The organism is Bradyrhizobium australiense, from assembly GCF_013114825.1.
Lineage (GTDB): Bacteria > Pseudomonadota > Alphaproteobacteria > Rhizobiales > Xanthobacteraceae > Bradyrhizobium > Bradyrhizobium australiense.
Genome location: NZ_JAAVLX010000001.1, coordinates 486,925 through 506,308, shown reverse-complemented (window position 1 = coordinate 506,308; position 19,384 = coordinate 486,925). Strand labels below are relative to the sequence as shown.

Sequence of the window (19,384 nt, the reverse complement as noted above, 5' to 3'; positions counted from 1 at the left end):
CGTGCCTGCCGCCGAAAATCGCGGCAGGCACGGACGAAAAGCCTAGCCGTTTACTTCACCGCCTGGATACGATCCCAGTCGGACTTACGGTAGTCGAAGCTCTCGAAGCTCGTAGTCTTGAGCACGGTGTCGCGGAACTCGTCCTTGTTGACCTCGGTCACCGTCAGACCCTTCTGCTTGAAGAAATCGACCAGCTTGGCTTCATTGGTCTTGATCTCGGCGGTTGCCTTCGCCGCCGCTTCCTGCGCGACGTCGGTGAAGATCTTGCGGTCTTCCTCTGACAACTTTTTCCAGAGCGCGCCGGAGACCACGGTGTTGAGATGATCGACGATGTGGCCGGTCAGCACGACGTGCTTCTGCACCTCGTAGAACTTCTTGGCCTCGATCGTGGTGAGCGGGTTTTCCTGGGCCTCCACGGTGCCGTTCTGCAGCGCGAGATAGACCTCGGCAAACGCAATCGGCGCGGTGTTGGCGCCGCAGGCGCGCGGCATCGCCAGATAGGCCGGCACGTCGGGCACGCGAATCTTGAGGCCCTTCATGTCGGTGCAGGACTTGATCGGCTTGTTCGACGAGGTGTGACGCACACCGTAATAGGTCACTGCCAGAATGTGGTGACCGCTCTTGTCCTCGTAGCCCTTGGCAAGCTCCTTGAAGACGTCGCTCTTGGTGTACGCCAGGAGATGATCGGCATCGCGGAAGGTGTAGGGATAATAGGTCACGCCAATCGGGGGATAGCTCTTGGCCGCAAAGCTCGAGCCGGAGATGATCATGTCGACGGAGCCCAGTGAAAGCCCCTGGTTGATGTCGGTTTCCTTGCCGAGCTGTGAGGCCGGATAGACATCGATCTGGTAGCGCCCATTGGTGCGCTTGTTGATCTCGCCCGCGGCCCAGACGGAAGCGGTGTGGAACGGCTCCGAGGTTTCGTAGACGTGGGCCCATTTCAGCTTGCTCTGCGCCATGCCCGATGTGGTCGCCGCCAACAGCGCAGCCGCAGACGCCGCAAATGCAATCGTCAATTTCTTCAACACGTGAATTTCCTCCATCGTTACAATTTGCTTTTGTTACTCAAACGGCCCAACATTTCGCCGGACCGTTCGAATTCTCCTCGTTTCAGCCGCTCCTGGCGCGCACGCGCGAGGCGGACGAAGCTTCCGCCCCGAAATTTTGCGCAAAACGGGCCTGCGAACGCGCCAAGTGCTCGCGCATCGCCATGCGAGCGGCGTCCGGATCGTGCGCGGCGATGGCATCGCGGATCGCGCGGTGCTCGGCCAGCGCTGCATTCCAGGATTCCGGATTTTCGAAATAATGCGCGAGCTTGGCGAAATAGGGATTGAGCCGTTGGTCGAACAATTCGCCGACCACGCGGACCAGCACGGCGTTGTCGAGACATCCGGCGACCGCGACATGAAACGCGCGGTCGTGGATCATCGAGGCTTCGCCGGGATGCTGCACGGTGGCCATCGCGTCCAGCGAAGCGTCGATCCGCGCGATATCGTCGGCTGTCGCGACCCGCGCCGCCTGTTCGGCAATGGCGCCTTCGAGGAATTCGCGCGCGCGCAAGAGTTCGAATGGACCTTCGATCTCGGCCGTCAATGGCAAAGGCGGAGCCAACGCCGCTGGTTCACTGACATAAATTCCGGAGCCGACTCGGATCCGAACCCGGCCCTCCACCTCCAGAGCGATCAGAGCTTCGCGCACGGTCGGGCGCGACACTTTCAACTGTTCGGCAAGGTCGCGCTCGGTCGGAAGCCGACTGCCCACACGGTATTCGCCGCTGTCGATCAAGGCGCGAAGCTGATCGGCAACCTGGCGATAAAGGCGTCGCGCTTCAACGGCTTCGAGCGGCACGCTCGGCTCTCCCTGACGATCCCCTCAAGTGAATCGGATTTTTCTTGCTTTGATTTGCCCAAGGCCAATAAATCGGGAACATTGGCCTTACCAATTGACCAACGATTGATCGATCGAGCCTGCCATGTCAAGCGAAACGGCAAAAATCCCGCCTTCCGGCCCAAAAGACGGCAGTTTCCGCCTTTCGAACGCTAACCTTCATCGGCTTCCGGGCCGGATCCGGCAACCGGCGTATGACCGCTCGCTGATCTCGCCAGGCGTCGTTCATCTCGGAATTGGCGCGTTCCACCGGGCACACCAGGCGGTGGTGATCGACCATCTCTTGGCTGGCGGCACGATGGATTGGGGAATCGTTGGGGCCAGCTTGCGCAATCCGGCGACACGCGACGCCCTGGCCCCGCAGGACGGCCTTTACACGCTGGCCATTCGCTCCGGCGCGGGCACCGATCACCGCATCATCGGCTCGGTTCTCGCTATCGACGTCGCCACCGAAAAACCTGGCCAGTTGATTGCGCGCTTGGCGAACCCGGCCACACGTATCGTGTCGCTGACGGTCACCGAGAAGGGCTATTGCCATACGCCGCGGACCGGCGATCTCGACGAGCATCATCCCGATATCGTTCATGACCTGCAGAATCCGGGCACGCCGCGCTCGGCCATCGGATTCCTGGTAGCCGCGCTCGCGCGCAGACGGATCGCGGGCGAAGCCCCCTTCACCGTTCTCTCCTGCGACAATCTTTCCGCCAACGGCCAGACGGTCGGGCGCATCGTGATGCAGTTCGCTGCCTTGGGATCGCGCAATCTCGCCAAATGGATTGAAGCCGAGGTGGCGTTCCCTTCGACCATGGTGGACCGGATCGTACCGGAGACGACCGAGCTCGACCGGGCGGAGATTTCTTCAGCGCTCGGAATGATCGACGCATGGCCCATCATCACAGAACCGTTCACGCAATGGATCGTTGAAGACCATTTTCCGGCCGGGCGGCCGGATTTTGCGGCCGCGGGCGTGCAACTGGTTTCGGATGTAACGCCGTTCGAACATATGAAGCTGCGGCTGCTCAACGCCAGCCACTCCGCGCTCGCCTATCTCGGATATCTCGCGGGCCATGAAACTATCGCCGCAACCATGACCGACCATCGCTTTGTGGCATTTGCCCGACAGGTGATGCAAGACGCAGCGCCGACGCTGGCGATGCCTGCAGGCACTGATCTGGCAGCCTATAGCGCATCGCTGCTGCAGCGCTTCTCCAATCCGGCCCTGCACCATCGCACCTGGCAGATCGCGATGGACGGATCACAGAAACTGCCGCAACGGCTGCTCGCCACCATGCAGGACCGGCTGCGGCTGGGGTTGCCAATCAATACCCACGCGCTCGCGGTGGCCGGCTGGATGCGTTACGTCACCGGGACCGACGAGCAAGGCCGCGCCATCGACGTGCGCGATCCCCTTGCGAGAGAATTGGCTGATATTGCCGAGCGCGCCGGCCCGATGGCGGAGCGGCTTGCTCCCGCGCTGCTGGAGATCAGCTCCATCTTCGGCACGCTCGGCAACGATCCTCGCATGCGCAGCGCCGTCACCGAGGCGCTCGCAAAGCTTTACGCACTGGGCGCGCGTCAGGCGGTGCAGACGTTTCAGCCTAGATGAAGCAAACTCTAGCGCGGCACCACCGCCGTCGCCTCGATCTCGACGAGCGCCGCTTTCTCGACCAGGCGCACCACCTGCACCAGCGCCATTGCCGGATAATGCGCGCCGAAAATCTCGCGATAAACGCGGCCAAGCTCTTTCAGGCTTGCGAGATATTCCTCGATGTCGACGACATACCAGGTCAGGCGCACCAGATGCTCAGGTCTGGCGCCACCCTCGGCGAGAATCTCGGCAACGTTGCTCAACGTCTGACGCACTTGCGCGACGAAATCGGGCTCCAAGCGGCCCTGCGTATCCCAGCCGATCACGCCGCCGGTCACCACGAGGCGACCATCGGCGGCCATGCCGTTGGCGTATCCTTTCGGTATCGGCCAGCCGCTCGGCTGCAGCACTTGCGAGCCCGGCGACGAGGTGTCGGTCGTGGGATGAGGCACCACACTCAGCGTGGGGCCTTTGGGGGCGGTCACCGGCTTTTCTCCATCGGGTTACATATTATTCCGCGGCAACGCTTGGCGACGCCGGGCCGGCCGCAGCCATCTGCCTCAGCGCAAAGCGCCTCAGCTTGCCCGTTTCGGTCTTCGGCAGTTGCACGACATATTCGATCGCACGCGGATATTTATAGGGTGCAATCGTCTGCTTGACATGATCCTGCAAGGCCTGCGTCAGCGCAGCGTCGGCAGCAGCGCCCCCCGCCAGAACCACATAGGCCTTGACGATCATGCCGCGCGCCTCGTCGGGCGCGCCGACCACGCCGCATTCGGCGACGGCCGGATGCGACAGCAGCGCCGCTTCGACCTCGGGCCCTGCAATGTTGTAGCCGGAGGAGACGATCATGTCGTCCGAGCGGGCGACAAAGGACAGTCGGCCGGTCGCGTCGCGGATAAAGGTATCGCCTGTCAGGTTCCAGCCGGCGCGCACATAGTTCGACTGCCTCGCATCGGCGAGATAGCGGCATCCGGTCGGCCCGCGCACCGCAAGCTTGCCGACCGTACCTGGCGGCAATTCGTTCATGTCGTCGTCGACGATCTTGGCCTCGTAGCCCGTCACGGGATGTCCCGTCGTTCCCGCCACCGCATCGCCGACGCGGTTGGTGATGAAGATGTGCAGCAGTTCCGTGGAGCCGATGCCGTCGAGAATGGTCTTGCCAGTCTTGCGGGTCCAACTTTCGAACACCGGCGCCGGCAACGTCTCGCCGGCGGAAACCGCCAGCCGCAGCGACGACAGATCAGCGCCGTTGTCCATCGCTGCCATCATCGCACGATACGCGGTCGGCGAGGTGAAGCAGATGGTCGCCTTGTAGGTCTCGATGATCTTGACCATCTCGGGTGGCGATGCGGTTTCCAGCAGCGTCGCCGTCGCACCGAACCGCAGAGGGAAGATCGCAAGACCGCCGAGCCCGAAGGTAAAGGCCAACGGCGGCGAGCCGACGAAAACATCATCCTCGGTGACGTTAAGCACTTCCCTGGCATAGCCGTCCGCAATGATCATGAGATCGCGATGGAAATGCATCGTTGCCTTAGGCTCGCCCGTAGTGCCTGAGGTGAATCCGAGCAGCGCGACGTCGTCGCGGCCCGTCTTCACGGCGTCGAACTTCACCGGCTTGTTCAGCGCCACCCGGTCGAGCTCGGCATCATGGTTGGACGTGCCGTCGAAATTCACGACCTGCTTCAGGAAGCGGTTGGTCTTCGCGCACGCGACCAGCTCATCGGCAATACGGCTGTCGGTCAGCGCCAGCGCAATCTCCGCCTTGTCGACGATCTTGCCCAATTCGCCGGCACGCAGCATCGGCATGGTGTTGACCACGATGGCGCCTGCCTTGGTGGCGGCAAGCCATGCCGCGACCAGCGCCGGATTGTTGCCGGAGCGGATCAGGACGCGGTTGCCGGGCTTGACGCCGTAGTTCTCCACCAGCGCATGCGCGAGGCGGTTGGACCAATCGGCCAATTCTTTGTAGGTGCGCTGGCGGCCGTTGCCGATCAGCGCGATCCGATCGCCCCAGCCTTTTTCGACGATCCGGTCGGTCAGTTCGACTGCGGCGTTTAGATATTCGGGATACTGAAATTCCGGCCGGTCGAGCAGCAGATCCGGCCATTGCTCTGGCAACGGCAGATTTCGCCGCGCAAAATCGTCGACGTGACCGGACGGGCCAAGAGACCAACCAGGGGTCCTGCTGGGACCTGACATTTTCAATCTCCCCTCGCTTCCACCTATGAAAGGCTCGAGATCAATATCGAAGACGCCCGGCAACGCCGTCTTGCAAATCATTTTAGGCTTAAAGCAATTTTTCGCAAGGGTGGAATCACGTCTTCCCACCGGAGCGATTAACCACGAGCGGGAACCTGCCCCTCAGACGGCCCGGTAGTCCGGCGCCGCCGCAAGGAAGCGGCCATAGGCTGCGGCGTCCGGCGGGGTGAATTTCTCCACCAGCGGATCGCCTCCCCTGACGAAAGCATCACCGACATAGCGTTCGAACTCGGATTTACTCATCTCAGCCGAATGGCAAGCGCCTACCGCGCCAAGTTCGGCGAAAAGCCATCGGCGACCCTGCGCGGGATGAACTAACGCCCGGCGAGTTGCTTCAGCCGCAGCGTCATCGGCGAGTTGGGATCGGCGAGCGGCGCGATGGCGGTAAAATGGTTGGCGTCGGGAATCGTCGCAAATCGCGTCGCGATGCCGGCCGCGCCCCAGGCGTCCGTGATGATGCGGCTCTGCCGGAGATATTCGGCGCTCTCGTTGCCCCCGACCACGGCGTCCAGCATGCCGTGCGACGGCGATTTCCAGAACAACGGGCTCACCGCCCTCGCAGATGTGTCGTCGAGTTTCAACGCGGTGTTGATAGACGTCTTGACCAGCGGACGAAGATCAAACAAGCCTGAAATGGCGTAGGCCGCGGTTACGAGATCCTCCGGCAGCGACGCATCGAACGCACGCCAGTCGGTCGCCAGCAGGCAGGCCGCGAGATGGCCGCCCGCCGAATGGCCGCTGACGACGAGTGGCCGTCCGAGCTTTGCCAGTTCCCGCGCCGCCGCCCGCATCTCATCAATAATCTCGCCGACGGAAACGGCGGGACACAGATCGTAGCTCGGCACCGCGACGTCGATGCCATGGGCATTCAATCCCGCGGCCAGGTGGCTGAACGCCGAACCATCGAGTGCCTGCCAGTAGCCGCCATGGATGAAGACGACGATCGGACCCGCACCATCGCCCGAAAACAGATCGATCCGGTTGCGTTCGCCTGGGCCGTAAGCAATTGTCTTATGACGCGCCTGATGCGCTTCGCGATAGGCTGCGGCATCGCGCGACCAGCCGGCCATGATCGCCGAGTGCTCCGGCACCCGCGCGCGATTGTTGTATTCGGCCTCGTAGTCCACATCCGCGCTCAACGGATCACCCTTCCCGTATCAGCCTCAGCCGCCCCGCGACCTTGCGGACTTCTGCGCCGACGCCTTGGTTTTGGCCAACAGGCGCATCAGCTCGCGGACGTCCTTCGGCGTCAGGTCTCCAAAGATATCGGCGATCCATAATTCGTGCTCCGCCGCCATCTTGCGGAATTCGGCACGACCCGCCTTGGTCAGACGGATCACCTGTACGCGGCGATCAACCTCCGAGGTGCGCCGGTCGAGATGCCCGGATTCGACCAGGCGCTCGACGAGGCCAGTGACGTTGCCGTTCGAAACCATCATACGCTTGGACACATCGGACAGCGTCATGCCCTCCGGCACCTTGTCGAGCTGCGCCATCAAATCGAACCGCGGCAGCGTGACATCGAAGCGTTCGCGCAAGCGGCTGCGTACCTCGCCCTCAATCAGGGTCGTGCAGGTCAGGAGGCGAAGCCACAGCCTGAGTTCGTCGCCATGATGCTCCGGGAGCTCGACGGCTTTGGTCTCTGAATCGAGAGTCATGGTGCTATCTTGTCGGCATTGGACGTTCGGCGAGCCCGAACAGATCGCAGCTTGGGATCATTGTCCAGATTTCTTTAAGTTTCAAGCAATTGGCGCACGGCTTGCATGGATGCGTTGTGCTTGCAGGTGCCATCACCGTCAGAATAAGCTGCACCTTCGAGCAATTGGTGTGGCGTTGGGTGCCGGCCGCACAGCGGACGAACGGAGAACAACATGAAGCAGTCGTTGAAGCTGACCGGACTTGCCGTGGTGCTGGGCGTTGCCGCCGGGCCGGCCGCAGCGCAGGAGAAGATCAAGATCGGCGTGATCACGACCTTGTCCGGCCCGGCGGCCGTACTCGGCCAGCAATCCCGCGATGGCTTCCAGCTCGCGGTCAAGGAGCTCGGCGGCAAGATGGCCGGCAAGGACGTCGAAGTCGTCGTCGTCGATGACGAACTCAAGCCCGATGGCGCCGTGAACAAGGCCAAGGGCCTGCTCGAGCGCGAGAAGGTCGATTTCGTGGTCGGGCCGATCTTCTCCAACATCCTGCAGGCCATTCACCGGCCGGTGACCGAGAACAAGACGTTCCTGATCAGCCCGAACGCAGGGCCGTCGAGCTATGCCGGCAAGGAGTGCAGCCCGTTCTTCTACGTCACCTCCTACCAGAACGACCAGGTTCACGAGATCCTCGGCAAGGTCGCGCAGGACCGCGGCTACAAGCGTATGTACGTGCTGGTGCCGAACTATCAGGCCGGCAAGGATTCGGCGGCCGGATTCAAGCTCGACTACAAGGGCGAGATCGTCGAGGAGAGCTACACGCCGCTCGGCACGCTGGATTTCCAGGTCGAGCTGACCAAGATCTCCTCCTCCAAAGTCGATGCGCTGTTCACCTTCATGCCGGGCGGCATGGGCGTCGGTCTCGTGAAGCAGTACCGGCAGGCCGGGCTTGCCGACAAAATTCCGGTACTGTCGGCGTTCACGGTCGACGAATCGACCCTGCCCGCGCAGCAGGATGCCGCCGTCGGCATGTTCGGCGGCGCCAACTGGGCGCCGAACATGGACAATCCGCAGAGCAGGAAGTTCGTCGCTGCCTACGAGGCAGCCTATAACAGCGTGCCCGGCACCTACGCCATGCAGGGCTACGATACGGCCATGCTGATCGACAGCGCGGTGAAGGCGGCAAAGGGCGACCTCAAAAACAAGGACGCGGTGTCCGCCGCGTTGAAAAAGGCCGAGTTCACTTCGCTGCGCGGCGACTTCAAGTTCAACGCCAACGGTTATCCGATTCAGAATTTCTATCTGACCAAGGTCGCCAAGCGCCCGGACGGCAAATTCCAGACCGAGATTGTCGAGAAGGTTTTTTCCAACTACGGCGATCGTTACGCCAAGGATTGCACGGCCGCGAAATAATGTTTGAAGGGAGCAACACATGAAGACCGAAATCGCCGGCATCACCCGCGCCAATGAAGGCATCCAGGGAATTTCCTGGAGCATTCTCGGCCAGACCTATGTGCCGAAGAACGTCACCGAGCATTCCTTCTCGTGGCACGCGACGTTCCCGCCCGAGACGTTCGTGCCGCCGCACATCCATCCCGACCAGGACGAATATCTTTATATCCTGGAGGGCCAGCTCGATTTCTTCCTCGACGGCGCCGACACCCAGGCGACGCCCGGCGATCTGGTTCGGCTGCCAATGGGCAAGCCGCACGGCATCTTCAACAAGTCGGGACGGACCGCGAAGACGCTGTTCTGGGTGTCGCCGACGCGGCGGCTCTATGATCTGTTCTGGGCGATCCACAACATGAAGGAGCAGACGCCGGACGCGGTGGTAGCGCTGGCGGCCGAACACAACATCCACTTCCTGCCGCCGCCTCCGGGGGCGTGAGCGCGCGTAGCCCGGTGGCGTTATGTCCGCACCGCCGCTAGCCCGAGCGGCGGCGGGGCGAAGCCGGCCTTGGAGGCGTAGCCGCGCACGATCGCCTCGCGCTGGGCGTGGCTCAGCACCTTCTCGATATCGGTGAAGCCGTCCGGCGCCAACTGCTCGACCGCGTCGATCACGCCCTCGGGGCCGCCGCGTCGATTGGAGCGCACGATCTCGGCCGTCATCGGCAGGCGCTTCTTCTCATAGGCCACCAGCGCCTGACGCGGATGCTCGCTGCGCGCCAGTTCATCGGCCAGCGCGCGGGCGTCGAGGATTGCCTGCGAGGCGCCGTTGGAGCCGACCGGATACATCGGGTGCGCGGCGTCGCCGAGCAGCGTCACCCGTCCCCAGGTCCAGTACGGGAGCGGATCGCGGTCGCAGCATGGATATTCGTAAAATTCCGGCGTTGCCGAGATCAAACTGCGCACGTCGACATACGGCACCTTGAACCGCTCGACATGCGGCATCAATTCCTCGCGCTTGCCGGGCCGCGACCAGTCCTCGCGGCGCGGCGGCGCCGAATTGCCGTCGCCGATCTTCACCATCACGGCCCAGTTGGTCAGCCGGGTCGACGGACTCGAGCCTTCCGCAATCGGATAGACCACGACCTTGGCATTCAGCCCGCCGGCCACGATCATCGAGCGGCCAGTCAGGAAGGCCGGCCAGTCGCGCGCGCCGCGCCACAGCATCAAGCCGTTCCAGCACGGCGGGCCTTCGTCCGGAAACAGCATTTCGCGCACCCGCGAGTGAATGCCGTCGGCGCCGATCAAAATATCGCCGCGCGCGGTTTTGACGTGGGCGCCGGTGCGGTCGAAGAAGTGCGCCACCACCCCGCCCTCGTGCTGCGCAAAGGCGCCGAGACGGCAACCGGTGTGAATCGCCTCGCCGCCGAGACGTTCCTCGACGGCGCGATGGATCACGCTTTGCAGGCGGCCGCGATGGACCGAGAATTGCGGCACGTCGTGGCCGGCATCGAGGCCGCGCGGCTCGCGCCAGACTTCCTGGCCGTGGCGGTTGAGATAGTACAATTGATCGGTGCGGATTGCGGCGGCATCGAGCCGGTCCAAGAGGCCGAGGCCGGTCAATTCTCTGATCGCATGCGGCAGCGTGTTGATGCCAACGCCTAGCTCGCGGATGCTGTCGGACTGCTCGAGCAATTCGCAGTCGATACCGCGGGCGCGCAGCATCAGCGCGGTGGTAAGGCCTCCGATGCCGCCTCCGACGATGATCGCTTTCATGCGCTACTCCACTCAAGCTCTATTCTTTACCTCGCCCCGATTGCGGGGAGAGGTCGGATCGCTGTTGCGATCCGGGTGAGGGGGTATCCGACTCACCGCGTTCACTGCTCACGGTCACAGCCCCTCACCCCGCCCCTCTAACAGCGAGCTTCGCTCGTCTCGACCCCGCGAAGAGCAGGGAGAGGGAGGGACTGAGCCGGAGCCTGCCATTCACGCTATTCGGCTGCAAGCGGCTTTGTCGCCTCGGCTTTCAGCTCGGCGCGGGTTTTCGGTTTAGCCTTAACTTTGAGGTCCTCGAAATCCTGCCGGTCGCGCACGCTGTTGCGGAAGATCTGTTCCTTGCCCGGTAAATATTGCGGCGGGCAGGCAATATCGGCGCCATACCAGGCGGCCGCCCGCATCGTGAAGGACGGATCGACCAGATGCGGCCGGCCCAACGCGACGAGGTCGGCGCGGCCGGCGGCCAAAATCGTGTTCACCTGATCCGCGGTCGTGATGTTCCCGACGCACATGGTGGCGACGCGGGCTTCATTCCGGACCTGATCGGAAAACGGCGTCTGGAACATACGGCCGTAGACCGGCTGGGCGTCGCGCACGGTCTGGCCCGTGGAGACATCGACCAGATCGACGCCGGCCTCGCCGAACGCACGCGCGACCGCGACCGCATCGTCGCCGGTGATGCCGCCCGCGGCCCAGTCGGTGGCGGAGATGCGCACCGACATCGGCTTGTGCGCCGGCCACGCTGCGCGCATTGCCTCGAACACTTCGAGTGGATAGCGCAGCCGGTTGGCGAGCGTGCCGCCATATTCGTCAGTGCGCGTGTTGGTCAGCGGCGAAACGAAGCTCGCCAGCAGATAGCCATGGGCGCAGTGCAGCTCCAGCATATCGAAGCCGCAGGCCACGCCGCGCAATGTCGCCGCCACGAACTCGGCCTTGACGCGGTCCATGGCGGCGCGATCCATTTCGCGCGGCACCTGGCTGTCGGGGAAGTAGGGCAATGGGGAGGCCGAGATCACGTCCCAGCCGCCCTCTTCCAGCGGCCGGTCCATGCCCTCCCACATCAATTTGGTCGCGCCCTTGCGGCCGGCGTGGCCAAGCTGCAAGCAAATCTTTGCCGACGAATTGGCGTGGACAAACTCGACGATGCGCGTCCAGGCCGCCTGCTGCTCGTCGTTCCACAGACCGGTGCAGCCGGGCGTGATGCGGGCCTCGCGGCCGACGCAGGTCATCTCCGTGAAGATCAAACCCGCACCCCCGATCGCGCGCGAGCCGTAATGCACGAGATGAAAATCGCCGGGCACACCCTCTTTCGCCGAATACATGCACATCGGCGAGACCACCGCGCGATTCGCCACTTTCATCTCGCGCAGTTTCAATGGCTGGAACATCGGTGCCACGGGCTTGTCGAGATCAACGTCAAAGCCCTTCGCACGCACCTGCTTTGCAAATGCCTTGTCGACTTCACGGACGAATTCCGGCGCGCGCAGCGTCAAATTATCGTAGGTGATCGCCTTGGCGCGGGTCATGACGCCGAACGCGAACTGCACGGGATCGAAATCCCAGAAGCGGTCGACATGCTCGAACCAGACCAGCGACACGTCGGCCGCGTGCTGGGTCTTCTCGACCTCCTCGCGCCGCCCCTGCTCGTAGCTCTGCAACGCGGCGTTGACGGTCGGCGCCTGCGCCATCGCATCGGCTAACGCAATCGCGTCTTCCATCGCGAGCTTGGTGCCGGAGCCGATCGAGAAGTGCGCGGTCGCCTTGGCGTCGCCCAGCAGCACCATGTTGTCCTTGACCCAGCGCTGGCTGCGGATCATCGGGAAATTGCGCCACATCGAGCGGTTGATCAGCAGCGGATGGCCCTCGAGGTACCAGCCGAAGATTTCCGCCATGCGATCGGCGGATTGCTGTTCGTTCAAGCCTTCAAGCCCAGCGCGCTGGAAGGTTTCGGCATCGGTCTCGAAAATCCAGGTCGAGCGCCCGGCTTCATACTGATAAGCGTGCGCGATGAACGGGCCCCACTCGGTCTCCTGGAAGATGAAGGTGAAGGCGTCGAGTGGCCGGGTCGAGCCCATCCACGCGAACTTGTTGGAGCGGAGATCGATCTGCGGCTGGAAATGCTCGATGTGCTTGTCGCGGAAGCGGCTGTTGATGCCGTCGGCCAGCACGATGAGATCGGCGTCGGCGAGGCGGGCCTCGTCATCGATGTCGATTTCGAACAAAAGCGTCACGCCGAGTTCGCGCGCGCGCTCCTGCAGGATCAACAGCAGCGTGCGGCGCGAGCAGCCGCAAAAGCCGTTGCCGCCGACGCGGTGGACGGTGCCGCGGAAATGCACGGCGATGTCGTCCCAATAGGCGAATTCCTCGGTGATGCGGCGATAGCTCGGCGGATCGTACTTTTCGAAATTATCCAGCGTGGCGTCGGAGAAGACGACGCCGAAGCCGAAGGTGTCGTCGGCGCGGTTGCGCTCATAGACGGTGATCTCGGCCTGCGGCCGCTGTTTCCTCAAGAGGATCGCGGCATAGAGACCGGCCGGTCCGCCGCCGATAATCGCGATCTTCATCTGCCGCCTCCGAACAGGCTGTCTGGCTAGTCCGGAAATTACTTTAAGCATAAAATAATATTCGGGCAAGGGGCCCGTTCGTAGCCCGGATGAAGCGAAGCGCAATCCGGGGTTCTCGCCAGGTGAGGCAGTGGTCCCGGGTTTCGCTTCGCTGCACCCGGGCTACGGTTAACGTCCGTCAATTCCCCTGGAACGCCGGGGTACGCTTGTTCGAGAACGCCTCGAACGCCCTCGCGAAATCTTCCGTGGTCATGCAGAGCGCTTGCGCCACCGCTTCGGCCTCGATCGCTTCCTCCACCGACATCGCCCATTCCATCGCCAGCATGCGTTTGGTCATGGTGTTGGCGAAAGTCGGCCCCTCCGCAATCTGCTTGGCCAATAATTGCGCCTGCGGCAGCACCTGTTCCGCCGTGACGATGCGGCTGAAGAAGCCCCATTTCTCGCCCTCCTCCGCTGTCATGAAGCGGCCGGTGTAGAGCAGTTCCGACGCCCGTGATTGCCCGATGATGCGCGGCAGGATTGCGCAGGCGCCCATGTCGCAGCCGGCGAGCCCGACCTTGTTGAACAGGAAGGCGACCTTGGCGCCTGTCGCCGCGAGGCGCAAATCCGACGCCATGGCGATGATCGCGCCGGCGCCGGCGCAGATGCCTTCGACGGCGGCCACGATCGGCTGCGGGCAGGCCCGCATCGCTTTCACCAGGTCACCGGTCATGCGGGTGAACGCGGTGAGCCCCTTGGTGTCCATTTGAATCAAGGGACCGATGATCTCGAATACGTCACCGCCGGACGAAAAATTGCCGCCCGCGCCGGTCACGACGATGGTCTTGACCTCATCGTCCATCGCGCAGGCGCGGAAGAAGTCGGTGAGTTCGCGATAGCTTTCGAACGTCAGCGGATTCTTGCGCTCGGGACGATTGAGCGTCACCGTGGCGACGCGATCGACGACCGCCAGCAGAAAATTCTTCGGCGAATAGTCGGCCAGCGGCAGCGTGACGGGATTGGCAGGCTTGCTCATGAGATCTCCCTGTATTGCAATATTGTTGGTCGGTCAGACCTCGCCGCCGGCAACCGCGATGGCCTGTCCCGTGACGGCGCCGGCACCTTCGCCGCAGAGCCAGAGCACGGCATCGGCCACTTCCGACGGCGCCACAAGGCGTCCTTGCGGATTGTGCTTCGACAACTCCGCAATCGCCTGATCGCGGCTGCGGCCGGTTTTTTTGATGATGTTGTCGATCGAGCCTTCGAGCAGATCGGTCTCGGTGAAGCCGGGACACACCGCGTTCACGGTGATGCCGCTCTTTGCGGTTTCCAGCGCCAGCGAACGGACGAGGCCGATCACCGCATGCTTGGCGGCGCTATAGGCCGAGACATAGGCGTAGCCTTTCAGGCCAGCGGTCGACGCGACGGCGACGATCCGGCCGCGGCGGCGCTCCACCATTCCCGGCAATACCGCCTGCGCGGCATGAACCACACCCATGAAATTGACGTCCATCATCCGCTGGAACAACGCCGCATCGGAGCGGCCGAATGGCGCTGACTCCGCCGCGCCCGCATTGGCGATGAGGATATCGATCGGCTGCCGCGCGGCGGCTTCGGCAATCGCCGATTTGACCGATGCCTGGTCGGCGACATCCGCTACGGCCGCAAACTGCGCCGCGCCCGATGCAACGGCTTCATCCAATGTCGCGCGATTGCGGCCGAGCACCGTCACTGTTGCGCCTGCCTTCGACAGCGCCGCCGATATCGCAAGGCCAATGCCCCGCCCGCCGCCGGTGACGAGCGCATGGGAGGAACGCGACAATTGGGACATCGGTTATGCCTCCAGGATGAGGGTTCAAGCATATATTTTAAACCTCAAGCTTTTGCAAGGAAGGGGCCGTGGCTTCGGTTTGGGCCTCATAGTTCGAGACGCGCTGCCGCGCTCCTCCCTGAGGGTCTCAGAACTTCATCTTTAGGGTGCGCGAATGCGCCGTCTCGAAGGATGTAGCCACCGCTCTCTCCACGTCATTGCGATCGAAGCGAACCAATCCATAGCGCCACATGCCGCGGAATGGATGGCTTCGTCGCTTCGCTCCTCGCAATGGCGGTGGGTATAGTTTCGCGATCTCGCGGCACGATCTGCCCGAGGTTTGCTTCAGAATTCCCGCCCTCTCATTCAGAGGGCGCAGGGAAGACCGGGTGCTTGCTGCACCCGCGGTCTCGTGTGCACTTGCGCACTAAGAGCACGCACACGAGCATACAGGTACAGCGGGAGCATCCCGGCCTTCCCTGCGCAATGGCTTTACGGCTTACTTCGAGCTCTCGCCGGTGAACGGCTCTTTTGCCACCGTCGCTCCACGAGATAACCCGTGAAACTTAGCGCCAGCACCGCGGCGCCAGGACCACACGACTTCGCCGTACGCGTCCGGCGCGTACGTCTAGCGCGCCCTCTGCGTCCATCGCATCTCACCGCACGTTCGTGACGATCGCGAGCCGCCCCTCAATCGGGTGAGACAGCCGGAGTTATGCAGATGATTTGCTTTCGAAGTTAAGCGGAATATTTTTGCTGGAAGGGCTGGACATACTTTTGGTGATTTGCCCGTCGGGCAGTCACATACGACATCACAGATGGCAGACCTCATGCGGAGGAAGCGCCAGTCCGTAGGGTAGGCAAAGCGGTAGCGTGCCCACCATCAAGAAGCGCGCTCGACGTAAAAATGGTGGGCACGTCGCTAGCGCTCCTGCCCACCCTACACGTCTACATCAGATAATCTCGTCTCTCCGCAGCGCTGCAATCGCGGCCGCGTCGTAGCCGATATCGGCCAGCACGCGATCGGTGTGCTCGCCGAGGGTCGGCGGGCGCGAAACGATTTCGCCTGGAGTTTCCGACAGCCGCACCGCGGCGCGCGCCGTGGGCGCGGGGTTCGGCAAACCGGGATAGTCGACATCCTGCATGAACCCGGTGGTGCGGATGTGCGGATGCTCCAGTGCCTGTTGCGGGCTCAAGACCGGACCGGCTGGGATCATCGCTTGGCCGAGCGTATCGACAGCTTCCTGCGTGGTGCGCTCGGCGCACCAGCGTGCCATCCGTTCGCTGATGATCAGTCCGTGGTCGCCGCGCTTGATGTCGTCGGCGAAGCGGGGATCGCTGAGCCAGTGCTCCTCGCCCATCAATCTGGCCCAGCGGATGAACAGCGGGTGGCCGGTGACCTGGCACAGCACCCAGCCGTCGCTGGTACGGTAGATGTCGGCGGGCGCCGCGGTCTGGCCAAGATTGCCAGTGGGCACGCGGTTGGCTGATATCACCGCCTGCTCGATCAGGGTCGCGTTGGTGAAGGAGAGTGCGGTCGCGAGCAGCGCGCCCTCGACAATCTGCCCTCGCCCGGATTTGCCGCGCTCGATCAGCGCGACGAGCGTACCGAAGGCGCAATGCAGCGCCGTGCCGAAATCAACCCAATTCACGGCGGCGCGATACGGCGGATCGCCCTTGCCCGTCATGTACACCGCGCCCGACATCACCTGCCCAACGCCGTCGAAGCCGACGCGATCGGACCACGGCCCTGGCCCACCGAAGGCGGTCGCCGTCGTCAGGATGATGTCCGGCTTGATCGCCTTCAGCGAGTCGTAGTCGAGCCTCATCGCGCGCAGCGTCTGCGGCGGCAGATTGGCGACCACGACGTCTGATGTCGCAAGCAGCCGGCGCATCACCTCCTGGCCTTGCGGCTTCATCGGATCGAGCGTGATGCATTTCTTGTTGCGGTTGACCTGCAGGAACAGCGCGCCCTCGCCGCCCTCACCGACGGGTGCGACAAAACGGTCCTCGCTGCCGTCGCGCTTTTCCACGCGGATGACTTCCGCACCGAACTCCGCCAGCAATGTCGCACAGTAAGGCCCCGCGATATAACGCCCGAAATCGAGGACGCGAACGCCCTCCAGAACTCCCCCCATCGATTTTTCCTTTGTCTCGCTGCTCGATTATGCCGAACTTCTATCATGTTGATGAATGAATTGGATGACCATACAATCGCTGATCCTCTTTGAACGGAACATCCAGAAATGACCTCGACTGCACAACGACCCTACCGCGGTGTTTTCCCCGTCGCCCCGACCATCTTCGACGAGTGGGGCGAGCTCGACCTCGCGGGCCAACGCCGCTGTATCGACTTCATGATCGATGCCGGCTCGAACGGGCTGTGCATCCTAGCCAATTTCTCCGAGCAGTTCGTGCTGACCGATGCCGAGCGCGAACAGGTGATGCATGCTGTGCTGGAGCACGTCGCCGGCCGCGTGCCCGTGATCGTCACGACGACGCATTTCGGCTCGCGCATCTGCGCCGAGCGCAGCCGCCAAGCGCAGGACGCGGGGGCTGCGATGGTGATGGTGATGCCGCCCTATCACGGCGCCACTTTCCGCGTGCCGGAAAAGGCTATTTTCGACTTCTACCGCACCGTGTCCGACGCCATCGACATCCCCATCATGATCCAGGATGCGCCGGTTGCCGGGACGCCGCTTTCGGTCGACCTGCTGGCGCGCATGGCGCGGGAGATTTCGAACATCAGCTATTTCAAGATCGAGGTGCCGATGGCGGCGGCCAAGCTGCGCGACCTCATCGCGACCGGCGGCGACAGCATCGAAGGACCGTGGGACGGCGAGGAAGCCATCACACTGATGGCCGATCTCGACGCCGGGGCGACCGGCGCCATGACGGGGGGCGGCTACCCTGACGGCATCCGGCAAATCGTCGATCCCTATCTCGCGGGGCGACGCGAGGAAGCGATGGCGGCCTATGCGCGCTGGCTGCCGCTGATTAATTACGAGAACCGCCAGTGCGGGTTGCAGGCTGCCAAGATCCTGATGAAGGAAGGCGGCGTGATCGGTTCGGACGCGGTTCGTCACCCCCTGCAACGGATTCACCCGGCGGCTCGCGCCGGTCTGATCGAGATCGCCCGCCAGCTCGATCCCGTGGTGTTGCGCTGGGGACGGTAATAGATAGCCGCCATCAATCAGCACCGCTCTCCGGCACGGCATAACCGCCTGCTCACCGCGGCTTGATGGAGGAACGTCGCCGCTCTCTGCGCATTAAGGCGGAGAGGCGCGGGACGGTCGCCATGAGCGATGTAAGTTACCTGCACGAAACGAAGCTTGATCCGGCCCGGGGCGAGCCGGACGGGTCAGCAGCCCCAGGCGATCAGGGCCGCGGCCGCCGCGCGGTGTCCCCGTGGCAAATTCCCTGGAGGGGATGGAAGGACATCCTGATCCGGACTTACCAGCAGGTCAGCGAAGACCGGCTGCTCGCGGTCGCCGCAGGCGTCGTCTTCTATGGCCTGCTTGCCCTTTTTCCGGCGATCACCGCCCTCGTCTCAGCCTACGCACTGTTCGCCAATGCAAGTACGATCAACGACCACATGACGATGCTTGCGGGCATCCTGCCGGAAGGCGCGCTCGGCATCGTCAGGGATCAGGTCGGCCGCGTGCTTGCCAAGGGCGACGTCAAGCTCGGGCTGGCGTTTCTGTTCTCATTCCTGCTTGCCGTGTGGAGCGCCAATGGCGGCATCAAGGCCATCATCGATGCGCTCAATGTGGTTTATGACGAGGACGAGAAGCGCGGATTTTTCAAGCTCAACGCGGTTTCCCTCGCCTTCACCTTTGGCGGGCTGGTCGCGGTGCTGCTCGCCATCGGCTCGGTCGTCGCGCTTCCGATCGTTCTGTCCACCATCGGGCTCGGGTCCGTTACCGATGCCCTGTTCCGGATCGGACGGTGGCCACTCCTGGTCCTGACGATGCTTTTTGGCCTTGCGGTGCTCTATCGGTTCGGACCAAGCCGCCGTTCGGCGCAATGGCGCTGGCTGAGCGTCGGCAGCGTGGTTGCAACGCTGACGTGGCTCGCGGGGTCGGCCTTGCTATCGTTCTATCTCGCCAATTATGCAAATTACGACGCGACTTACGGCTCACTCGGCGCCGCGATCGGCTTGATGATGTGGATGTGGATGTCGACGATCGTCGTGTTGTTTGGCGCCGAACTCAATTCGGAGATCGAACATCAGACCGCAGCCGATAGCACGGAGGGCGGAAACAGGCCGATGGGGCAGCGCGGGGCGAAGATGGCCGACACGATCGGAGAAGCAAAGTCATAGGCGCAGAGGCGGAATGTTCCTGTTTTTCTCGAGCAGGCTGGGCTGTCTTGGCTCGCTGCTACTTTCGGCCGCCGTGACCATCGGCCTGCTTTTCGCGCTGGGCGTTCTCCATTTTTGATTGCGGAATTGCGGCTGGCTATTGCGCGCGAGGCGGTGCAACTCGGTTCGGGCATC

General features: G+C 63.1%; 17 protein-coding genes and 1 pseudogene. 6 read left to right on the top strand and 12 right to left on the bottom strand.

Annotated features, from left to right (window positions below; genetic code table 11):
* Window positions 1-50: 50 nt before the first annotated feature.
* Window positions 51-1,043 (bottom strand): sialic acid TRAP transporter substrate-binding protein SiaP, encoded by a 993-nt coding sequence (locus HCN58_RS02315; protein ID WP_171577740.1) that lies wholly within the window; start codon window positions 1,041-1,043, stop codon window positions 51-53.
* Window positions 1,044-1,110: 67 nt separating this feature from the next.
* Window positions 1,111-1,848 (bottom strand): FadR/GntR family transcriptional regulator, encoded by a 738-nt coding sequence (locus tag HCN58_RS02310; protein WP_171577739.1) that lies wholly within the window; start codon window positions 1,846-1,848, stop codon window positions 1,111-1,113.
* Window positions 1,849-1,972: 124 nt separating this feature from the next.
* Between HCN58_RS02310 and HCN58_RS02305 the strand changes: the two genes are divergently transcribed.
* Complete coding sequence (locus tag HCN58_RS02305; RefSeq protein ID WP_171577738.1) at window positions 1,973-3,493, top strand: mannitol dehydrogenase family protein; 1,521 nt, start codon at window positions 1,973-1,975, stop codon at window positions 3,491-3,493.
* A gap of 8 nt (window positions 3,494-3,501) precedes the next feature.
* Here the strand turns inward: HCN58_RS02305 and HCN58_RS02300 are convergent, their stop codons facing one another.
* The 3 genes from HCN58_RS02300 to HCN58_RS35275 form a co-directional block, all read right to left on the bottom strand.
* Complete coding sequence (locus tag HCN58_RS02300; RefSeq protein ID WP_171577737.1) at window positions 3,502-3,960, bottom strand: RidA family protein; 459 nt, start codon at window positions 3,958-3,960, stop codon at window positions 3,502-3,504.
* 25 nt (window positions 3,961-3,985) lie between these two features.
* Window positions 3,986-5,677, bottom strand: a complete 1,692-nt coding sequence (locus HCN58_RS02295; protein ID WP_171577736.1) for a benzoate-CoA ligase family protein — start codon at window positions 5,675-5,677, stop codon at window positions 3,986-3,988.
* Window positions 5,678-5,839: 162 nt separating this feature from the next.
* Window positions 5,840-5,980 (bottom strand): hypothetical protein, encoded by a 141-nt coding sequence (locus HCN58_RS35275; protein WP_210265864.1) that lies wholly within the window; start codon window positions 5,978-5,980, stop codon window positions 5,840-5,842.
* Here HCN58_RS35275 and HCN58_RS02290 point away from each other — a divergent pair.
* A pseudogene (locus tag HCN58_RS02290) lies at window positions 5,927-6,055 on the top strand (helix-turn-helix domain-containing protein); the annotation flags it as partial. The gene HCN58_RS35275 and the pseudogene HCN58_RS02290 sit on opposite strands and share 54 nt — an antisense overlap.
* On the opposite strand, the gene HCN58_RS02285 reads toward HCN58_RS02290, so the two are convergent.
* Entirely contained in the window at window positions 6,052-6,876 is an 825-nt protein-coding gene (locus HCN58_RS02285; RefSeq protein ID WP_235983303.1) for an alpha/beta hydrolase, read from the bottom strand. The pseudogene HCN58_RS02290 and the gene HCN58_RS02285 overlap by 4 nt on opposite strands.
* Before the next feature lie 24 nt (window positions 6,877-6,900).
* Complete coding sequence (locus tag HCN58_RS02280) at window positions 6,901-7,395, bottom strand: MarR family winged helix-turn-helix transcriptional regulator (protein ID WP_171577735.1); 495 nt, start codon at window positions 7,393-7,395, stop codon at window positions 6,901-6,903.
* Window positions 7,396-7,608: 213 nt separating this feature from the next.
* On the opposite strand from HCN58_RS02280, the gene HCN58_RS02275 reads away from it, so the two are divergent.
* Window positions 7,609-8,784, top strand: a complete 1,176-nt coding sequence (locus tag HCN58_RS02275; RefSeq protein ID WP_171577734.1) for an ABC transporter substrate-binding protein — start codon at window positions 7,609-7,611, stop codon at window positions 8,782-8,784.
* A 19-nt stretch (window positions 8,785-8,803) separates the two neighbouring features.
* Entirely contained in the window at window positions 8,804-9,259 is a 456-nt protein-coding gene (locus tag HCN58_RS02270; protein WP_171577733.1) for a cupin domain-containing protein, read from the top strand.
* Window positions 9,260-9,279: 20 nt separating this feature from the next.
* On the opposite strand, the gene HCN58_RS02265 is transcribed toward HCN58_RS02270, so the two are convergent.
* The 5 genes from HCN58_RS02265 to HCN58_RS02245 all read right to left on the bottom strand — a co-directional run bounded on the left by HCN58_RS02265 (window position 9,280) and on the right by HCN58_RS02245 (window position 17,024).
* The gene (locus tag HCN58_RS02265) at window positions 9,280-10,533 is read right to left on the bottom strand and encodes a flavin-dependent oxidoreductase (RefSeq protein WP_171577732.1); all 1,254 of its coding nucleotides are present in this window, start codon (window positions 10,531-10,533) and stop codon (window positions 9,280-9,282) included.
* A 215-nt stretch (window positions 10,534-10,748) separates the two neighbouring features.
* Window positions 10,749-13,097: a bifunctional salicylyl-CoA 5-hydroxylase/oxidoreductase gene (locus tag HCN58_RS02260; protein WP_171577731.1), complete on the bottom strand. Its 2,349-nt coding sequence runs from the start codon at window positions 13,095-13,097 to the stop codon at window positions 10,749-10,751.
* Window positions 13,098-13,275: 178 nt separating this feature from the next.
* Window positions 13,276-14,112: an enoyl-CoA hydratase family protein gene (locus tag HCN58_RS02255; protein ID WP_171577730.1), complete on the bottom strand. Its 837-nt coding sequence runs from the start codon at window positions 14,110-14,112 to the stop codon at window positions 13,276-13,278.
* A gap of 33 nt (window positions 14,113-14,145) precedes the next feature.
* Complete coding sequence (locus HCN58_RS02250; RefSeq protein ID WP_171577729.1) at window positions 14,146-14,907, bottom strand: SDR family NAD(P)-dependent oxidoreductase; 762 nt, start codon at window positions 14,905-14,907, stop codon at window positions 14,146-14,148.
* 932 nt (window positions 14,908-15,839) lie between these two features.
* Complete coding sequence (locus HCN58_RS02245; RefSeq protein WP_171577728.1) at window positions 15,840-17,024, bottom strand: CaiB/BaiF CoA transferase family protein; 1,185 nt, start codon at window positions 17,022-17,024, stop codon at window positions 15,840-15,842.
* A gap of 108 nt (window positions 17,025-17,132) precedes the next feature.
* On the opposite strand from HCN58_RS02245, the gene HCN58_RS02240 reads away from it, so the two are divergent.
* The gene (locus tag HCN58_RS02240; RefSeq protein ID WP_171577727.1) at window positions 17,133-18,062 is read left to right on the top strand and encodes a dihydrodipicolinate synthase family protein; all 930 of its coding nucleotides are present in this window, start codon (window positions 17,133-17,135) and stop codon (window positions 18,060-18,062) included.
* Between the two features lie 122 nt (window positions 18,063-18,184).
* Window positions 18,185-19,210 carry a YihY/virulence factor BrkB family protein gene (locus HCN58_RS02235; RefSeq protein ID WP_235983302.1) on the top strand — a complete coding sequence of 342 codons (1,026 nt, stop codon included), beginning with the start codon at window positions 18,185-18,187 and terminating at the stop codon, window positions 19,208-19,210.
* Window positions 19,211-19,384 lie beyond the last annotated feature (174 nt).

Excerpts from the sequence above, each read along its gene's own strand:
- HCN58_RS02315 (WP_171577740.1), bottom strand. The coding sequence starts at position 1,043 with ATGGAGGAAATTCACGTGTTGAAGAAATTGACGATTGCATTTGCGGCG.
- HCN58_RS02305 (WP_171577738.1), top strand. The coding sequence starts at position 1,973 with ATGTCAAGCGAAACGGCAAAAATCCCGCCTTCCGGCCCAAAAGACGGC.
- HCN58_RS02295 (WP_171577736.1), bottom strand. The coding sequence starts at position 5,677 with ATGTCAGGTCCCAGCAGGACCCCTGGTTGGTCTCTTGGCCCGTCCGGT.
- HCN58_RS35275 (WP_210265864.1), bottom strand. The coding sequence starts at position 5,980 with ATGAGTAAATCCGAGTTCGAACGCTATGTCGGTGATGCTTTCGTCAGG.
- HCN58_RS02280 (WP_171577735.1), bottom strand. The coding sequence starts at position 7,395 with ATGACTCTCGATTCAGAGACCAAAGCCGTCGAGCTCCCGGAGCATCAT.
- HCN58_RS02275 (WP_171577734.1), top strand. The coding sequence starts at position 7,609 with ATGAAGCAGTCGTTGAAGCTGACCGGACTTGCCGTGGTGCTGGGCGTT.
- HCN58_RS02270 (WP_171577733.1), top strand. The coding sequence starts at position 8,804 with ATGAAGACCGAAATCGCCGGCATCACCCGCGCCAATGAAGGCATCCAG.
- HCN58_RS02265 (WP_171577732.1), bottom strand. The coding sequence starts at position 10,533 with ATGAAAGCGATCATCGTCGGAGGCGGCATCGGAGGCCTTACCACCGCG.
- HCN58_RS02260 (WP_171577731.1), bottom strand. The coding sequence starts at position 13,097 with ATGAAGATCGCGATTATCGGCGGCGGACCGGCCGGTCTCTATGCCGCG.
- HCN58_RS02255 (WP_171577730.1), bottom strand. The coding sequence starts at position 14,112 with ATGAGCAAGCCTGCCAATCCCGTCACGCTGCCGCTGGCCGACTATTCG.
- HCN58_RS02250 (WP_171577729.1), bottom strand. The coding sequence starts at position 14,907 with ATGTCCCAATTGTCGCGTTCCTCCCATGCGCTCGTCACCGGCGGCGGG.
- HCN58_RS02245 (WP_171577728.1), bottom strand. The coding sequence starts at position 17,024 with ATGGGGGGAGTTCTGGAGGGCGTTCGCGTCCTCGATTTCGGGCGTTAT.
- HCN58_RS02240 (WP_171577727.1), top strand. The coding sequence starts at position 17,133 with ATGACCTCGACTGCACAACGACCCTACCGCGGTGTTTTCCCCGTCGCC.
- HCN58_RS02235 (WP_235983302.1), top strand. The coding sequence starts at position 18,185 with ATGAGCGATGTAAGTTACCTGCACGAAACGAAGCTTGATCCGGCCCGG.